The sequence below is a fragment of the Pantoea sp. B623 genome (assembly GCF_024814475.1).
Lineage (GTDB): Bacteria > Pseudomonadota > Gammaproteobacteria > Enterobacterales > Enterobacteriaceae > Pantoea > Pantoea ananatis.
Window position 1 is genome coordinate 1950796 of sequence record NZ_JANUXM010000004.1, and the last position, 17908, is coordinate 1968703.

Consider the following 17908-nt stretch of genomic DNA (forward strand, 5'->3'; position numbering starts at 1 on the left):
CAGGCAAGGAGAGGCAAATCAGGAAAGACTTATTCAGCGTCAGGTGCGCTCTCAGCTGCAACAGCTTCAGGCTTGGTTTCTGTCGCTTCTTTGATGCTCAGACGTACGCGGCCCTGGCGATCGACTTCCATCACCTTCACCGGGACTTCCTGACCCATCTGCAGATAGTCAGTCACTTTCTCAACGCGCTTATCGGCGATTTGAGAAATATGCACCAGACCTTCTTTACCACCGCCGATAGCGACGAAGGCACCAAAGTCTACGATACGTGTGACTTTACCGCTGTAGATACGGCCCACTTCGATTTCTGCGGTGATCTCTTCGATACGACGAATCGCTTCTTTCGCTTTCAGACCATCGGTTGCTGCGATTTTCACGGTACCGTCATCTTCGATTTCAATGGTTGTACCGGTTTCTTCGGTCAGCGCACGGATCACAGAACCGCCTTTACCAATCACATCTTTGATCTTGTCTGAATTGATCTTGATGGTGTAAATGCGCGGTGCGAACTCAGAGATTTCCTGACGCGGCGTGCTGATAGCCTGTTCCATTACGCCCAGAATGTGCAGACGCGCACCTTTGGCCTGGTTCAGCGCAACCTGCATGATCTCGCGGGTGATGCCTTCGATTTTAATGTCCATCTGCAGCGCAGTGATACCTTCACGGCTACCGGCGACTTTAAAGTCCATATCGCCCAGATGATCTTCATCACCCAGGATGTCGGACAGGACAACAAACTTGTCGTCTTCTTTCACCAGGCCCATTGCGATACCCGCAACAGAGGCCTTGATTGGCACACCGGCATCCATCAGTGCCAGAGAGGCACCACAGACCGAGGCCATAGAAGAGGAACCATTAGATTCGGTGATTTCAGAAACCACACGCACGGTATACGGGAAATCTTCAGCTTTAGGCATCACGGCCAGCACGCCGCGCTTCGCCAGACGACCGTGACCGATTTCACGACGCTTAGGCGAGCCCACCATACCGGTCTCACCAACGGAGTACGGAGGGAAGTTATAGTGGAACAGGAAGCTGTCGGTGCGTTCGCCCATCAGCTCATCCAGGTTCTGCGCATCGCGGGTGGTGCCCAGCGTCGCGGTCACCAGCGCCTGTGTTTCACCACGGGTGAACAGTGCGGAACCGTGTGTACGTGGCAGAACGCCCGTGCGCACGTCCAGACCACGGATCATGTCTTTTTCACGGCCATCAATACGTGGCTCGCCGTTCAGGATGCGGGTACGAACCACATTCTTTTCCAGGCTGTGAACGATATCGCCGATTTCGGCCGCATCGAGTGATTCATCTTCTGCCAGAAGCGCAGCAATGGTTTCGTCTTTAATGACGCCAACCTGGGTGTAACGCTCTTGCTTATCAGTAATGCGGTATGCATCGCTGATACGGGTTTCGGCCAGCGCCGCAACGCGTGAAATCAGTGCAGTATTTGCCTGCTCTGGCTGCCAGTCCCAACGCGGTTTGCCCGCTTCGGCAACCAGGGAGTTGATGTTTTCAATCACGATCTGCTGCTGATCGTGGCCAAACACCACCGCACCCAGCATCTGCTCTTCAGACAGGATTTCCGCTTCAGATTCCACCATCAGAACGGCGTTCTGTGTACCGGCAACAACCAGGTCCAGACGGGATGTTTTCAGCTCATCAGCCGTTGGGTTCAGTACATACTGGTCATTGATATAACCTACGCGTGCCGCACCGATAGGGCCGTTGAAAGGCAGACCTGACAGCGCCAGGGCTGCAGAAGCACCGATCATGGCAACGATGTCCGGGTGAACCTGTGGGTTAACTGAAACAACGGTCGCAATAACCTGCACTTCGTTGACGAAACCTTCCGGGAACAGCGGACGCACCGGACGGTCAATCAGACGTGAAATCAGGGTTTCGCCTTCGCTTGGGCGACCTTCACGACGGAAGAAGCTACCTGGGATACGACCAGCAGCGTAAGTACGCTCCTGATAGTTAACGGTCAGTGGGAAAAAGTCCTGACCTGGCTTGGTTTTTTTCTGACCAACAACGGTGACAAATACTGCGGTATCGTCCATGCTCACCATCACGGCGGCAGTCGCCTGGCGAGCCATCATGCCGGTTTCCAGCGTGACGGTATGTTGACCATATTGGAATTTGCGTACGATCGGATTAAGCAAAATCAAAGTCCTTAACATCGGGGCAGTGCTATATTGAGCCTGCCATTGATTACCGATCCTCGTTGCATCCTCGCGACTAATGACAACCCTTAACCGCCCCTGCGGTAAAAGCCTCTCATTAGCCGCGCGAACCTCTGCAAACAAAGATCACACCCAACAACAATACATGAGTTTGCTCAGGATTGCTGCGCATTGCTCGAAAAAAGGGGCCATAAAGGCCCCCTTTTCATGAAACTCGCACAAATCAGATCGCCAGTCGGGTTTTAGCGCACTTAAGTGGCATCCCTGACGACCCGATTTTAAGACTTAGCGACGCAGACCGAGACTTTCGATCAGGCTGCTGTAGCGTGCAACGTCTTTACGCTTCAGGTAGTCCAGCAGCTTACGACGCTGAGATACCATGCGCAGCAGACCGCGGCGGCTGTGGTGGTCTTTCTTGTGCTCAGAGAAGTGGCCCTGCAGATGGCTGATCTGCGCGGTCAACAGTGCAACCTGAACTTCGGTTGAACCGCTGTCGTTAGCACCACGACCATATTTAGCAACGATCTCTGCTTTAGCTTCTACGCTTAGAGACATAATAAACTCCAGTTAAATGAATGTATGGGCGCCGATCTCTAATTCAGCATCCCGCTTTAAAGCCGCGCCATTCTACTCTTCGCCAGAGGGCAACGCAAATGCCCAACGCGGAAAGCGCACAACTTAATTCTGATACTCCACCACTAAACGGCGGGGAGCAATTCGGCCATCCTCGGCAATTTCAGCCATGCCGATAAATTTGCCCTCTTCACCTTCGGTGACGCGTACTAAGCCCTGGGCTGGCGCCTGACTGGCGTGAACCGGTTGGCCCTGCTTAAAGTAGGCGGCGACATCGGATGAAACGTTAACCGCCGGATAATCGGACGCCGGGCTGTCCATTGGCAGAAGCAGCGGATCAAGGTGCTGCGCCAGATCTTCACCTGCCTCACTGGCGCGATGCTGCAGTGCCTGGAGCTGCTCCAGTGTGACCATCTTCTCAAACGGATAACGGGCAACCTGTACCCGGCGCAGCATGATGACGTGCGCACCGCAGCCAAGCTTCTCGCCCAGATCGTCAATAATGGTGCGAATGTAGGTGCCTTTGGAACAGTGGACGTCCAGCTCCAGCTCATTGCCCTGCCAGCGAATAAACTGCAGCGCATAAACGGTAATCGGGCGGGGTTCACGTTCGATGGTGATGCCTTCACGTGCGTACTCATACAGTTTTCTGCCCTGATGTTTCAATGCAGAAAACATGGAAGGCACCTGCATGATATCGCCACGAAAACTGTCCAGCGCCGTGTCGAGTTCTGACTGAGTGAAGGTCACAGGACGGGTCTGCACCAGATTGCCGTCCGCATCGGAGGTATCGGTGCGTTCACCCAGGCGGGCAATCACACGATAGCGCTTATCGGAGTCCAGCAGATACTGAGAAAACTTGGTGGCTTCACCCAGGCAAATCGGCAACATGCCGGTGGCCAGAGGATCGAGCGCGCCGGTATGTCCTGCACGGTTAGCGTTGAAAATACGCTTGACCTTTTGCAGGACATCGTTGGATGACATCCCTTGTGGTTTATCCAGCAATAAGACGCCATGGACGTCGCGACCGCGACGACGAGGACGACTCATTACGCCTCCTCGTCATCGTCCGTGGCTTCAGGACCACGACGCTCAACGTCTTTTTTCACCACGTTGGTGACGAGGTTAGACATGCGCATCCCTTCGATCAACGAGTTGTCGTAGAAGAAGGTCAGTTCCGGCACGATACGCAGGCGCATGGCTTTACCCAGCAGCGTGCGGATATAACCCGAGGCTTCTTTTAACGCTTTCAGGCCATTTTGTACGGCTTCTTCATCTTTATCATTGAGGAAGGTAACAAACACTTTGGCGTAAGCGAGGTCACGGGATACCTCAACGCCAGAAACGGTCACCATCATGCCCAGGCGTGGATCTTTAATTTCACGCTGCAGGATCATGGCTATCTCTTTTTGCAGCTCCTGCGAAACACGCTGCGGACGGCCAAATTCTTTCGCCATTTTTATTTCTCCCAAATAATTCGGGAGGCCAGCGGCCTCCCAAATTGCATCATTAACGCTAAGACTTAAGCGATAGTGCGTTTAACTTCAATCACTTCGAAGACTTCGATCATATCGCCGACACGAACGTCATTATAGTTCTTCACGCCGATACCGCACTCCATGCCGTTACGCACTTCGTTCACGTCATCTTTAAAGCGACGCAGTGATTCCAGTTCGCCTTCGTAGATCACCACGTTATCGCGCAGTACGCGGATTGGGTTGTGACGTTTGATATTGCCTTCCGTCACCATACAACCTGCCACTGCACCAAATTTCGGTGATTTGAACACGTCACGCACTTCAGCCAGACCGATAATCTGCTGTTTGTACTCTGGAGCCAGCATACCGCTCATCGCGGCTTTCACTTCGTCAATCAGGTTATAGATGACGGAGTAGTAACGCAGATCCAGGCTTTCAGCATCGATCACGCGGCGCGCGGACGCGTCAGCACGAACGTTGAAGCCCAGCAGGATAGCGTTGGATGCCGCTGCCAGCGTGGCGTCGGTTTCGGTGATCCCACCTACGCCTGAACCGACAATCTTCACCTTCACTTCGTCGGTGGAGAGTTTCAGCAAGGAGTCGGAGATCGCTTCCACAGAACCCTGTACGTCGGCTTTGAGCACGATGTTCAGTTCGGACACTTCGCCTTCGGTCATGTTCGCAAACATGTTTTCCAGCTTAGATTTCTGCTGACGCGCCAGTTTCACTTCGCGGAATTTGCCCTGACGATACAGTGCCACTTCACGCGCTTTCTTCTCGTCACGTACCACGGTCGCTTCATCACCCGCTGCCGGTACACCGGACAGGCCGAGGATCTCAACCGGGATTGAAGGACCCGCTTCCATCACTTCGCGGCCCAGTTCGTCACGCATCGCACGGACACGGCCGTATTCGAAGCCGCACAGAACGATGTCGCCCTTGTTCAGCGTACCTTCGCGTACCAGCACGGTGGCAACCGGACCACGACCTTTGTCGAGGAACGATTCAATCACCACGCCGCTCGCCATACCTTCACGGATAGCGGTCAGCTCAAGGACTTCAGCCTGCAGCAGGATAGCATTTAACAGGTCATCAATACCGGTACCCGCTTTCGCAGAGACGTTAACGAACATGTTTTCGCCGCCCCACTCTTCCGGGATGATCCCGTACTGCGTCAGCTCGTTTTTAACACGATCCGGATCGGCTTCTGGCTTATCGCACTTGTTCACCGCAACCACTACCGGCACTTTCGCCGCTTTGGCGTGCTGGATAGCTTCAACGGTCTGTGGCATCACGCCATCATCCGCCGCGACGACCAGGATAACGATATCCGTTGCCTGCGCACCACGTGCACGCATCGCGGTAAACGCGGCGTGGCCCGGGGTATCCAGGAAGGTTACCATGCCGTTTTCAGTTTCGACGTGATACGCACCGATGTGCTGCGTAATACCGCCCGCTTCGCCAGAGGCGATTTTGGTCGAGCGGATATAGTCCAGCAGGGAGGTTTTACCGTGGTCAACGTGGCCCATGATGGTCACGACCGGCGCACGGGATTCCTGTGCGGCATCGGTATCACGATCGTCCATTACCGCTTCTTCCAGCTCGTTCTCACGACGAAGGGTCACTTTGTGGCCCATTTCTTCGGCAACCAGCTGTGCAGTTTCCTGGTCGATGACCTGATTGATGGTCGCCATGGCGCCCATTTTCATCATCGCTTTAATGACCAGTGAACCTTTGACGGCCATTTTGTTAGCCAGTTCGGCAACGGTAATGGTTTCGCCAATGATGACATCACGGTTAACCGCCTGCGCTGGCTTGTTAAAGCCCTGCTGCAGTGCGCTTGGTTTGCGATGCTTACCGCCTTTACCGCCACGAACCTGCGCACGCGCTTCTTCGCGGTCAGTTTTGGCTTCTGAATGCTTGTTGCCTTTTTTCACCGGACGGGCAGCTTTCGCACTGCGGGTACGGGCACGGCCTGCTTCAACCTGACGATCGTTCTCGTCTTCGGCCTGGCGGGCATGCGTAGAGGTGGTGACGTGATAGTCGCCCTTATCCTCTTCTTCAGGCTTTTCCCATTCAGCCGCTTTTTCTACGGCTAAACGGCGGGCTTCTTCCGCAGCGAGGCGGGCAGCCTCTTCCAGCTTACGGCGCGCTTCTTCTTCCGCTTTACGCTTCAGTTCGGCGGCTTCCGCTTCACGACGTGCTTTATCGGACTGCGCGGCCTTGGTCACTTCGTCGGTAGGTTGATTAGTCACTTTCTCATTTTCCGCTGCTGCACGCTTGGCCTTTTCAGCGGCTTCGCGCCTGGCTTTCTCTTCGGCTTCACGTTGCGCTTTCTGTTCCGCTTCACGACGCGCTTGTTCAGCGGCCTCGCGTTGCGCCTGCTCTTCCGCTTCACGCTGTGCCTCAGCTTCCGCTTCTGCCTGAGCTTGCTCAGACTCTGCATCACCTTTCACGTACGTACGCTTTTTGCGGACTTCGATTTGCACCGACTTACTTTTACCCCCGGTGCCAGGAATATTCAAGGTGCTACGCGTTTTGCGCTGCAATGTCAGTTTGCCTGAACCGGCCTGACCATGCTTCAGGTGAGACAGTAAGGTTTCTTTCTCGTGCTGGGTCACCGCATCATTTTCAGACTTTGGGATCCCCGCATCAGCAAACTGCTGTACCAGGCGATCGACCGAAGTCTGAATTTCTGCTGCCAGCGATTTTACGGTTACATCTGTCATGCTGTTCCTTCCTGTTATTACGCGTCATCGCCGAACCAGCAGATATTGCGTGCGGCCATAATTAGCGCGCCAGCTTGCTCATCAGTCAGCCCTTCAATATCCGTCAGGTCGTCAACACCTTGCTCGGCGAGATCTTCCAGCGTGCAAACGCCTTTCGATGCCAGACGGAAAGCCAGTGCACGATCCAGACCTTCGAGATTCAGGAGGTCTTCTGCAGGTTCCTGATTACCCAGGCTCTCTTCTTTTGCCAGTGCCAGGGTGGTTAACGCATTTTTTGCTCGTTCACGCAGGGCTTCAATGGTCTCTTCGTCGAGGCCGTCAATTTCCAACAGCTCGTTGATTGGCACATAGGCCATTTCTTCCAACGTTGAGAAGCCCTCTTCCACCAGAATGGTGGCGAACTCTTCGTCGATGTCGAGATGTTTAGTGAACATATCGATCGCCGCATGTGCTTCAGCCTGATGCTTGGCCTGCAGATCATCGACGGTCATCACGTTCAGCTCCCAGCCACTCAGCTGTGAAGCCAGACGCACGTTTTGGCCATTACGGCCGATCGCCTGGGCCAGATTGCCAGCCTCAACAGCGATATCCATCGTGTGGTTATCTTCATCAACCACGATTGACGCCACATCGGCCGGAGCCATGGCGTTAATCACAAACTGTGCCGGGTTGTCGTCCCACAGCACGATATCGATTCGCTCGCCGCCCAGCTCACTAGACACTGCCTGAACACGCGCACCGCGCATACCCACACAGGCACCAACGGGATCGATACGTTTGTCATTGGTTTTTACTGCAATTTTGGCACGCGAACCCGGATCGCGGGCAGCGGCTTTAATTTCAAGGACTTCTTCGCCAATTTCTGGCACCTCAATGCGGAACAGTTCGATCAGCATTTCAGGTTTAGAACGCGTCACAAACAGCTGCGCGCCGCGTGCTTCAGGACGCACGGCATACAAAACGCCGCGGATACGGTCGCCCGGGCGGAAGTTTTCACGTGGCAGCATGTCTTCACGCAGGATCACGGCTTCAGCATTGTTGCCCAAGTCCAGCGAGATGTTGTCGCGGTTAACTTTTTTCACCACACCGGTGATGATTTCGCCTTCCTGCTCGCGGAACTGATCCACCACCATCGCACGTTCGGCTTCGCGCACTTTTTGTACGATAACCTGCTTTGCCGTCTGCGTCGTGATACGGTCAAACGTAACAGATTCAATCTGGTCTTCTACGTATTCGCCCAGATTGAGAGACTCGTCTTCGTAGCGCGCCGCATCCAGCGTAATTTCGCGCGTAGGCTGCGTAACCTGCTCTACGATTTCCCAACGACGGAACGTGTCGAAATCGCCGCTCTTACGGTCGATGCTGACGCGTACGTCAATTTCCTGCTCGTACTTTTTCTTGGTCGCAGTCGCCAGCGCGCTCTCCAGCGCTTCGAAGATTTTCTCACGCGGCAGGGCTTTTTCGTTAGAAACGGCTTCTACAACAGCTAAGATCTCTTTGTTCATCCTGGTTAGCCTCAATCCGGACTTTTAAAAGTGGGGGACCAGGTTCGCTTTCTGAATATTACTCAGCGCGAACACCTCGTCGTTACCCTCAACGTTTACCGTTATCATCTCGCCCTCAACAGACTTGATGATTCCCTGCCATTTACGGCGGTTTTGAACGGCCATACGCAGCACCAGGCTCACCTCATCGCCGGTAAAGCGTGCATAATGTTCTGCAGTGAACAGAGGACGATCGAGCCCCGGTGAGGACACTTCAAGGTGGTAAGGCACCGTGATGGGATCTTCCACATCCATCACCGCACTCACCTGGTGGCTGACGTCCGCGCAATCGTCAACATTGATGCCATCTTCACTATCAATATAGATGCGCAGGGTTGATGTGCGACCACGAACGAATTCAATTCCGACCAGTTCGTAGCCGAGCGCTTCTACCGGAGCAGATACCAACTCTGTCAATTTTTGCTCTAATGTGGACAAGCCCACCCCCAAGACATAAAAAAAGGGCCTATAGCCCAGTATTACGATTCGCTAATAACAAAAAACCCCGAATATTCGGGGCTTTTTATCACTGGACCCTGTATGCCGCACTGCGGCCCGGACGCCCATCCAAAAGAATTTTTTTCAAAATTCGCTGCTTATGCGCCCGTCGATGCACACAGTATATTTGAAAAAGAACTCTAAGGGAAAGTGGTTGCGGGGGCCGGATTTGAACCGACGACCTTCGGGTTATGAGCCCGACGAGCTACCAGGCTGCTCCACCCCGCGTCCGAAAACGTGGCGAATATTACGCCGAACATGCATAAAATGCAAGTAATACTAAGATTTGGTACCGAGGACGGGACTTGAACCCGTAAGCCCTTTCGAGCACTACCACCTCAAGGTAGCGTGTCTACCAATTTCACCACCTCGGTACTGCACTGACTGCGACGCTGCTCTGCCGCTTTTTCCTGACGCTATATTGCTGCTATTAGTGCGGGATATCATTGCCCGGCGTAGCCGGTTTAGCTGGCTGAGTCTGCTGTTGAGACTGAGCTGGCGCAGTGAGGTTTTCCCACTCGCTTCCTTTGGACGTCTTGTTACTGTTCAGGTTACCCAGAATAAGGCTGATCACGAAAAACAGCGTAGCCAATACCGCGGTCATGCGAGTCATAAAGTTACCCGACCCGTTAGAACCAAACAGCGTGCCAGACGCGCCTGCACCAAATGATGCTCCCATATCAGCGCCTTTGCCTTGCTGCAGCATAATAAGACCCACGAGGCCAATCGCTACAATAAGGAAAACAACTAACAGAGCTTCGTACATAATCAACCTGTTTCCTTGCGCGTAATCCGCACAGTTAAAGCTTCAACCAATATGACGGGGAGTATGTTCATCACCCATCAGAAGCGGGTGTGAATACTAACCAATGGCGCATACCTCTGCAAGTGCAATTTAGCTGTCGCAGGCTGATTGCAGAAAAAAGCGCCAGTGCGATGATTTTACAGGCAGGAACAGCACGCTGTCCCGGCCTGTCACCTGCGTCAGACCGCTTTCACCGCATCCGCAATCTGGTTAGCCAGCGCCGTCACCTGGGCTGCATCCTCGCCTTCTACCATCACGCGGATTAACGGCTCCGTACCGGATTTACGCAGCAACACGCGCCCACGGCCGGCCAGGGTTTTCTCCACGTCCTGCGCCACGGTTTTCACCGTTTCGCTTTCCAGAGGATCGTGTTCACCCGTAAAGCGCACGTTGACCAGCACCTGAGGCAGCATCTTCATCCCAGTGCACAGGTCATGCAGGCTCATGTGATTGCGCACCATCGCAGTAAGCACTTGCAAACTTGCTACGATCCCATCACCGGTAGCGATTTTATCCAGCAGAATCACGTGGCCTGAGTTTTCAGCGCCGAGCCGCCAGCCTTTTTCCTGTAATTTTTCGAGCACATAGCGGTCACCCACTTTGGCCCGCACAAAAGGAATGCCTAACTGCTTCAGCGCCAGCTCCAGCCCCATATTACTCATCAGCGTGCCGACAACGCCGCCGCGCAGTTGCCCCTGGCGCAGGCCTTCACGGGCGATGATATACAGAATCTGATCGCCATCGACCTTCTCACCCAAGTGGTCCACCATCATGATGCGATCGCCATCGCCATCATAGGCCAGGCCGATGTCCGCCTTCTCGGCCAGAACGCGCTGCTGCAGCATTTTCAGATCGGTCGCACCGCACTCTTTGTTGATGTTCATGCCATCAGGCTGTACACCAACGGCAATCACCGTTGCGCCCAACTCACGCAGGACATTCGGCGCGATGTGGTAGGTGGCACCGTTAGCACAGTCCACCACAATTTTCAGGCCACTCAGGCTCAGCTCACTGGGGAAGGTGCCCTTACAGAACTCAATGTAACGTCCGGCGGCATCCACAATTCGGCTGGCGCGACCCAACAGGGATGATTCCACACAGGTCAGCGGCTTTTCCATTTCCAGTTCAATCGCTTCTTCTACTTCGTCAGGTAGCTTGGTGCCTTCGGCTGAGAAGAACTTAATGCCGTTGTCGTCAAACGGGTTATGGGAGGCGGAGATAACAATACCGGCCTCAGCGCGAAACGTGCGGGTCAGATAGGCAATAGCAGGCGTCGGCATTGGGCCGGTAAATGCCGCTGACAGCCCTGCGGCGGCCAGTCCTGCCTCCAGTGCAGATTCCAGCATATAGCCCGAAATGCGAGTGTCTTTGCCGATAATGATTTTTTTTGAACCGTGGCGCGCCAGCACTTTGCCCGCAGCCCAGCCGAGTTTTAAAACAAAATCCGGGGTAATCGGAGACTCTCCCACTTTGCCGCGAATGCCATCTGTACCAAAATATTTACGATTACTCATGCTCTGTCATCCTTTAGCTCTTTGTGTCGCCTCGACCACCCGCATCGCCTCGACCGTTTCTTTTACATCATGAACGCGAATAATGTGTGCTCCCTGCATGGCGGCGATCACCGCGCAGGCCAGGCTGCCGGTCAGACGCTGGCCAGGCCCGACATTCAGCAGCTGACCAATCATTGATTTTCGTGACATGCCAACCAGCAGGGGCAGACCAAAATGGTGAAATTCGCCGAGTCGAGCCAACAGTTCATAATTGTGGCTGAGATTCTTACCGAAACCGAAGCCCGGGTCGAGCAGCAGATTCTCTTTTTTTATTCCGGCCGCCTCGCAGCGGGCCAGTTGCTCAACGAAGTAAGCATCCACTTCGCTGAAGATATCTTGATAGGCCGGTGCCTGCTGCATGGTGCGCGGCTCGCCCTTCATATGCATCAGGCATACCGGCAGGCCAGTCGCGGCGGCGGCGGCCAGCGCTCCTGGTTCAGACAGAGAGCGCACGTCATTGATGATGTGCGCCCCCACGCTCGCCGCTTCCCTGATGACCTCAGCCTTAGAGGTATCCACGGAGATCCAGACTTCAAAGCGCTGAGCGATTGCTGCCACCACGGGGATGACCCGCTCAAGTTCTTCCTCAACGCTGACCTCATCCGCGCCGGGACGCGTAGACTCGCCGCCCACGTCGATGATGGTTGCGCCGGCATTCACCATTTCATTGGTATGCGTGAGTGCATCCACCAACGCATTGTGTTTACCACCATCCGAAAAAGAGTCCGGCGTGACGTTAAGAATGCCCATCACATGTGGAAACGACAAATCAAGATGGGAATCACGGGCGAACAATTTCATGGTGATGTACTCCTTGTAGCGCAATGTATAGATGTAAAAAACCCCGGACCAGCCGGGGTTTTATTAAAAGACGTGAAGTCTTATTTGTCGAACTGTTCTGACATGGTGTTGCCTGGATTTGGCGTACGCGGCTCATCGACCGGACGCGGTGCCTTTGGCGTGCCATTATTATCAGAATTGCTGCTGGTGCCGGGATCTTCCCAGCCCGCAGGCGGACGCACTTCACGGCGGGCCATCAGGTCGTCAATCTGCGGTGCATCAATGGTTTCATACTTCATCAGCGCATCTTTCATCGCATGAAGGATGTCCATGTTTTCACCCAGAATCTGACGCGCACGCTGGTAGTTCGTATCAATCAGGTGTTTAACTTCCTGATCGATAATACGCGCGGTTTCATCTGACATATGCTTGGCTTTCGCCACAGAACGGCCGAGGAACACTTCACCGTCTTCTTCTGCATACAGTAACGGACCGAGTTTTTCAGAGAAGCCCCACTGGGTCACCATGTTACGTGCCAGGTTGGTCGCCACTTTGATGTCGTTTGATGCGCCGGTTGAGACATGCTCAACACCGTAGATGATTTCTTCTGCCAGACGACCACCGTACAGGGTCGAAATCTGGCTTTCCAGTTTCTGACGGCTGGCGCTAATCGCATCGCCTTCAGGCAGGAAGAAGGTCACACCTAATGCACGACCACGCGGGATAATGGTGACTTTATGCACCGGATCGTGTTCCGGCACCAGGCGACCAATAATGGCGTGACCGGCTTCGTGATAAGCCGTGGACTCTTTCTGCGCCTCCGTCATCACCATGGAGCGGCGCTCTGCACCCATCATGATCTTGTCTTTGGCTTTTTCGAATTCCACCATCGATACAACACGCTTGTTGCTGCGGGCAGCAAACAGCGCGGCTTCGTTTACCAGGTTAGCCAGATCGGCACCAGAGAAGCCCGGCGTACCGCGCGCGATGATCGCCGCGTCAATATCCGTTGCTAATGGCACGCGGCGCATGTGCACTTTCAGGATCTGCTCACGGCCACGCACGTCTGGCAAGCCAACAACAACCTGACGGTCAAAGCGGCCCGGACGCAGCAACGCGGGGTCAAGCACGTCTGGACGGTTGGTTGCGGCAATCACGATGATGCCTTCGTTGCCTTCAAAACCGTCCATCTCAACCAGCATCTGGTTCAGGGTTTGTTCACGTTCATCGTGACCGCCACCTAAACCGGCACCACGCTGACGACCGACCGCATCGATTTCATCGATAAAGATAATGCACGGTGCCGCCTTCTTGGCCTGTTCAAACATATCGCGCACACGAGATGCACCGACACCGACGAACATTTCAACAAAGTCAGAGCCCGAAATGGTAAAGAAAGGCACTTTCGCTTCGCCGGCAATCGCTTTTGCCAGCAAGGTTTTACCGGTACCCGGCGGGCCAACCATCAGCACGCCTTTCGGAATTTTACCTCCGAGTTTCTGGAAGCGGCTCGGTTCACGCAGGTATTCAACCAGCTCACCGACTTCCTCTTTCGCTTCGTCGCAGCCTGCGACGTCAGCAAAAGTGGTTTTAATCTGATCTTCCGTCAACATACGGGCTTTGCTTTTACCAAAGGACATCGCGCCTTTGCCACCGCCGCCCTGCATTTGACGCATGAAGAAAATCCACACACCAATCAGCAGTAACATTGGGAACCATGAAATGAAGATAGATGCCAGCAGGCTCGGCTCTTCAGGTGGTTCACCAACCACTTTGACGTTCTTGGTCAACAGGTTATCGAGTAACTTGGGGTCATTGACAGGAATGTAAGTGGTGTATTTATTGCTGTCTTTTTTGATAACGTTAATTTCACGCCCGTTAATACGTGCCTCGCGGACCTGATCCTGGTTCACTTCCGACAGGAAGGTTGAATAATCAACCCTACGGCCATTCGACTCGCTGGGCCCAAAGCTCTGGAAGACCGACATCAGCACGACCGCGATGACTAGCCAGAGAATCAGGTTTTTCGCCATGTCACTCAAGGGATTAACCTCATATTACAACGGTGTTAACAGATAGCGTAGGGTACTATAGATCCTTCGTACATGGAATCGCAGCAGGAATGCCGGGTTATCCATCACGTCGGTTACAGTTTGCGCCCAGTCGCCACAATATAAACTTCACGTGAACGTGAACGTGAAGCGTCAGGCTTACGTATTTTCACTTTCGTAAACAGGGAGCGAATTTCCCGCAGGTATTCATCAAAGCCATCTCCCTGGAACACTTTCACAACAAAACTGCCGCCGGGAGCCAAAATATCACGGCACATATCCAACGCCAGCTCAACCAAATACATCGACCGGGGAATATCTACGGCAGGTGTACCACTCATATTCGGTGCCATATCCGACATGACGACCTGGACCTTCTGCTCGCCCACACGTTCAAGTAACGCTTTGATCACCGATTCTTCACGAAAATCACCTTGAAGGAAATCGACACCAACAATAGGATCCATCGGCAGAATATCACAAGCGATAACGCGACCTTTGGACCCAATTTGCTGTACCACATATTGCGACCAGCCACCGGGTGCAGCACCCAGATCTACCACGGTCATCCCGGGTTTGAAAAGCTTGTCACCCTGTTGGATTTCATCAAGTTTAAACCAGGCGCGCGAACGCAACCCTTTTTTCTGTGCCTGGAGCACGTATTTATCGCTAAAGTGTTCCTGTAGCCAGCGGCTGGAGCTGGCTGAACGCTTTTTACCGGTCATAAAATTTCCAACTAAATCGTCATCGTAGCGATAAATCTGCACGCGATAGGCTGCGTCGATTTGGCGATATACCCGAGATGGCGGTAGAATGAACCGTTTTCAATCCCCGAGTAAGTAAATAATACGATGAATCTAAGTACCAAACAAAAACAGCACCTCAAAGGCCTCGCCCATCCGCTCAAGCCAGTCGTCATGCTCGGAGGCAATGGCCTGACCGAAGGTGTACTGGCTGAGATTGAACACGCGCTGGAACATCACGAATTGATCAAGGTGAAAATTGCCTCTGAAGAACGTGAAACCAGGCAGCTGATCGTTGAAGCTATCGTACGTGAAACCCGTGCCAGCAACGTTCAGGTCATTGGCAAAACGCTGGTGCTGTATCGCCCCGCTAAAGAGAGCAAAATTTCTCTGCCACGCTAGGTGGGCAAAGAAAGTGCCATGCTCTTACATGGGATAAAAGGCCGCAGCGCGGCCTTTTTCCTTTCTTTACACTGTACGGCAATGCTTTTCAGACAATTGCACCCTGTCAGATGTACTCCACCTTCAGGATTTCGTACTCGACATCGCCGCCTGGCGTTTTGATAATCGCCACGTCATCGGCTTCTTTCCCTACCAGGCCACGGGCCATCGGCGAGTTAACAGAAATCAAATTCTGCTTAAAGTCTGCCTCATCATCACCCACGATGCGATAGGTAAACTCTTCATCCGTGTCCACGTTCAACACGGTTACCGTTGCGCCAAAAATCACGCGGCCGGTTTTCGGAATCTGTGTGACGTCAATGACCTGCGCATTAGAGAGTTTGGCTTCAATCTCCTGAATGCGTCCCTCACAGAACCCCTGTTCTTCACGCGCGGCGTGGTATTCGGCGTTCTCTTTCAAATCGCCGTGCTCGCGGGCCTCCGCGATGGAGGCAATAATGCGCGGGCGCTTCACCGTTTTCAGCTCATGCAGCTCTTCGCGCAGCCTTTCAGCGCCTCTTAACGTCATCGGAATCTGGTTCATTTTAGCTCCTCGTCATCATTCCTGTTTCACGGTGCATCCTGACCGGTGACTGCAGAAAAAAGCGTTCTGCGGCGCAAGACCTCGTTTTGCAAATAAAAGAAGACTGACCCGGAAAGTGTTCCAGGCCAGAAAAGGTTTTGCAATTTGATACGTATTTTAACCCAGAGTTCCCTGCGGGTCATCGTTTACTTTCCACCGTCCAGGGACGTAGTATTGTCGCCTTCACCTGTCAGTTGCCGCGAGATTATGCGATTTTCACGACTTGTTACCGGATTAACCTGTGCTTTTATGCTGCAGGCACAAGCAGCGCCAGTTGATGAATACATGCAATATCTGCCAGATGGTGCCAATCTGGCTTTGCTGGTGCAAAAAGTGGGCGCATCCACGCCAATTATCGATTACCACGGGAAACAGATGGCACTTCCCGCCAGTACCATGAAAGTGATCACCGCCCTGGCGGCATTGCTGGAACTGGGCGGTGATTACCGTTTTCAAACCACCTTTGAAACCAAAGGCGCGCTGGTCGATGGCACGCTTAATGGTGATTTAGTAGCCCGGTTTGCTGGCGATCCTACCTTGGGTCGTCAGGATCTGCGGAATATGGTCGCGGCGTTAAAAAAACAAGGCATCACACACATCAAAGGTAATCTGGTCATCGATACCTCGGTGTTTGCCAGCCATGATGCGGCGCCTGGCTGGCCGTGGAATGACATGACCCAGTGCTTTAGCGCACCGCCGGCGGCGGCTATTGTGGATAAAAACTGCTTCTCGGTTTCACTCTACAGTGCCGACAAACCGGGCGAAAATGCCTTTATCCGCATTGCGTCCTACTACCCGGCTCACATGTTAAGCCAGGTGCGGACGATTGGGCGCAACAGCGGTGACGGACAATACTGCGAGCTGGACGTGGTGCCAGGCGAGCTGAACCGCTACACCTTAACCGGCTGTATGCGTCAGCGTAGCGATCCGCTTCCTTTAGCCTTTGCGGTTCAGGATGGCGCGGCCTGGGCAGGCGAAATCCTGAAAGCAGAACTGCGTTCCGCCGGTATTGATTACAGCGGCCATCTGCTCCGTCAGACGCAGGTGACCGAGCCGGGCACTGTGCTGGCATCAACGCAGTCAGCGCCGCTGCATACGCTGCTGCATATGATGCTGAAGAAGTCCGACAATATGATTGCCGACACGGTGTTCCGCACCATTGGTCATCATTACTTCAACGTACCGGGCACCTTCCGCGCAGGGTCAGATGCGGTTCGTCGCATCCTGCGCGAAAAAGCCAATATTGATTTGGGTAACAGCATCCAGGTGGATGGTTCGGGCCTGTCACGTCACGATCTGATCTCCCCCGCCACCATGATGCAGGTGCTGCAATATATTGCGCAGAACGACAGCAAACTGGATTATATTTCGATGCTACCGCTGGCCGGACACGATGGCACGCTGCAGTACCGTGGCGGCCTGCACGAAGCCGGTCTGGATGGCAAAGTCTCGGCTAAAACCGGCTCACTGCAAGGCGTATATAACCTTGCAGGCTTTATCACCACCTCTAGCGGGGCACGCGTGGCGTTTGTGCAGTTCCTTTCTGGCTATGCGGTTCCGCCGCAGGATCAGCGCACACGCCGTATTCCGCTGGTGCGCTTTGAAAGCCGGCTCTATCGCGATATCAATAAGAATTACTGATTTATGTTAGGAAACGCAGCGGGCGACCACCTGCTGCGTTTTTTTTATCATCGCCAAAAAGTCAGGGATAACGCCTCGGCTTCAGGCGCGCAACAACCTGTTCAGGATACCTTCGCCTGCGCGCCAGGCCGCATCACTCCCAGCCGCATGGCTTTTCTTATGCCCGGGTCTTACAGAATCGGTACCTGTTTAGCGGGTTATCTGCGCCCCGCCTCACGCTGGCACCCTGGGTAATCGCATAAATTTTCTTAACCGAATCCACCCGGGTTCAGGGACGATAACGGGGATCGCAGGCAGAGGCTGCAACGC

Annotated in this window: 15 protein-coding genes and 2 tRNA genes; 2 read left to right on the plus strand and 15 right to left on the minus strand. The window is 53.8% G+C overall.

What is annotated here, in order from left to right:
- Positions 1 to 29: 29 nt before the first annotated feature.
- From pnp to rlmE, 14 genes are all read right to left on the minus strand, one after another.
- The gene (gene pnp / locus NXS97_RS10910; RefSeq protein WP_014606747.1) at positions 30 to 2159 is read right to left on the minus strand and encodes a polyribonucleotide nucleotidyltransferase; all 2130 of its coding nucleotides are present in this window, start codon (positions 2157 to 2159) and stop codon (positions 30 to 32) included.
- 306 nt (positions 2160 to 2465) lie between these two features.
- Positions 2466 to 2735 (minus strand): 30S ribosomal protein S15, encoded by a 270-nt coding sequence (gene rpsO / locus NXS97_RS10915; protein WP_006121766.1) that lies wholly within the window; start codon positions 2733 to 2735, stop codon positions 2466 to 2468.
- Between the two features lie 123 nt (positions 2736 to 2858).
- Positions 2859 to 3803: a tRNA pseudouridine(55) synthase TruB gene (gene truB, locus NXS97_RS10920; RefSeq protein ID WP_013024355.1), complete on the minus strand. Its 945-nt coding sequence runs from the start codon at positions 3801 to 3803 to the stop codon at positions 2859 to 2861.
- Positions 3803 to 4210 (minus strand): 30S ribosome-binding factor RbfA, encoded by a 408-nt coding sequence (gene rbfA / locus NXS97_RS10925; protein WP_014606748.1) that lies wholly within the window; start codon positions 4208 to 4210, stop codon positions 3803 to 3805. The genes truB and rbfA overlap by 1 nt, the downstream gene beginning before the upstream one ends.
- Positions 4211 to 4275: 65 nt before the next feature.
- A complete protein-coding gene (gene infB, locus NXS97_RS10930) occupies positions 4276 to 6960 on the minus strand; it encodes a translation initiation factor IF-2 (RefSeq protein WP_013024353.1) in 2685 nt (894 codons plus the stop codon).
- Positions 6961 to 6977: 17 nt separating this feature from the next.
- Positions 6978 to 8465: a transcription termination factor NusA gene (gene nusA / locus NXS97_RS10935; protein WP_014595162.1), complete on the minus strand. Its 1488-nt coding sequence runs from the start codon at positions 8463 to 8465 to the stop codon at positions 6978 to 6980.
- A gap of 24 nt (positions 8466 to 8489) precedes the next feature.
- Complete coding sequence (rimP, locus tag NXS97_RS10940) at positions 8490 to 8942, minus strand: ribosome maturation factor RimP (RefSeq protein ID WP_006121761.1); 453 nt, start codon at positions 8940 to 8942, stop codon at positions 8490 to 8492.
- A gap of 211 nt (positions 8943 to 9153) precedes the next feature.
- Positions 9154 to 9230, minus strand: a tRNA-Met gene (locus NXS97_RS10945).
- Positions 9231 to 9289: 59 nt separating this feature from the next.
- A tRNA-Leu gene (locus NXS97_RS10950) sits at positions 9290 to 9376 on the minus strand.
- Between the two features lie 56 nt (positions 9377 to 9432).
- Positions 9433 to 9768, minus strand: a complete 336-nt coding sequence (gene secG, locus NXS97_RS10955; RefSeq protein WP_014606749.1) for a preprotein translocase subunit SecG — start codon at positions 9766 to 9768, stop codon at positions 9433 to 9435.
- Between the two features lie 218 nt (positions 9769 to 9986).
- Positions 9987 to 11321 (minus strand): phosphoglucosamine mutase, encoded by a 1335-nt coding sequence (gene glmM / locus NXS97_RS10960; protein ID WP_013024349.1) that lies wholly within the window; start codon positions 11319 to 11321, stop codon positions 9987 to 9989.
- A 6-nt stretch (positions 11322 to 11327) separates the two neighbouring features.
- Entirely contained in the window at positions 11328 to 12161 is an 834-nt protein-coding gene (folP, locus tag NXS97_RS10965) for a dihydropteroate synthase (RefSeq protein ID WP_014595161.1), read from the minus strand.
- A gap of 80 nt (positions 12162 to 12241) precedes the next feature.
- Complete coding sequence (gene ftsH / locus NXS97_RS10970; protein WP_015701098.1) at positions 12242 to 14173, minus strand: ATP-dependent zinc metalloprotease FtsH; 1932 nt, start codon at positions 14171 to 14173, stop codon at positions 12242 to 12244.
- Between the two features lie 113 nt (positions 14174 to 14286).
- The gene (gene rlmE / locus NXS97_RS10975; protein ID WP_014595159.1) at positions 14287 to 14916 is read right to left on the minus strand and encodes a 23S rRNA (uridine(2552)-2'-O)-methyltransferase RlmE; all 630 of its coding nucleotides are present in this window, start codon (positions 14914 to 14916) and stop codon (positions 14287 to 14289) included.
- Between the two features lie 126 nt (positions 14917 to 15042).
- Between rlmE and yhbY the strand changes: the two genes are divergently transcribed.
- Positions 15043 to 15336 carry a ribosome assembly RNA-binding protein YhbY gene (gene yhbY / locus NXS97_RS10980; protein WP_013024345.1) on the plus strand — a complete coding sequence of 98 codons (294 nt, stop codon included), beginning with the start codon at positions 15043 to 15045 and terminating at the stop codon, positions 15334 to 15336.
- Between the two features lie 106 nt (positions 15337 to 15442).
- Here yhbY and greA read toward each other — a convergent pair whose 3' ends face one another.
- Positions 15443 to 15919: a transcription elongation factor GreA gene (gene greA / locus NXS97_RS10985; RefSeq protein ID WP_116219991.1), complete on the minus strand. Its 477-nt coding sequence runs from the start codon at positions 15917 to 15919 to the stop codon at positions 15443 to 15445.
- 246 nt (positions 15920 to 16165) lie between these two features.
- Between greA and dacB the strand changes: the two genes are divergently transcribed.
- Positions 16166 to 17599: a serine-type D-Ala-D-Ala carboxypeptidase gene (gene dacB / locus NXS97_RS10990; protein WP_014595158.1), complete on the plus strand. Its 1434-nt coding sequence runs from the start codon at positions 16166 to 16168 to the stop codon at positions 17597 to 17599.
- Positions 17600 to 17908 lie beyond the last annotated feature (309 nt).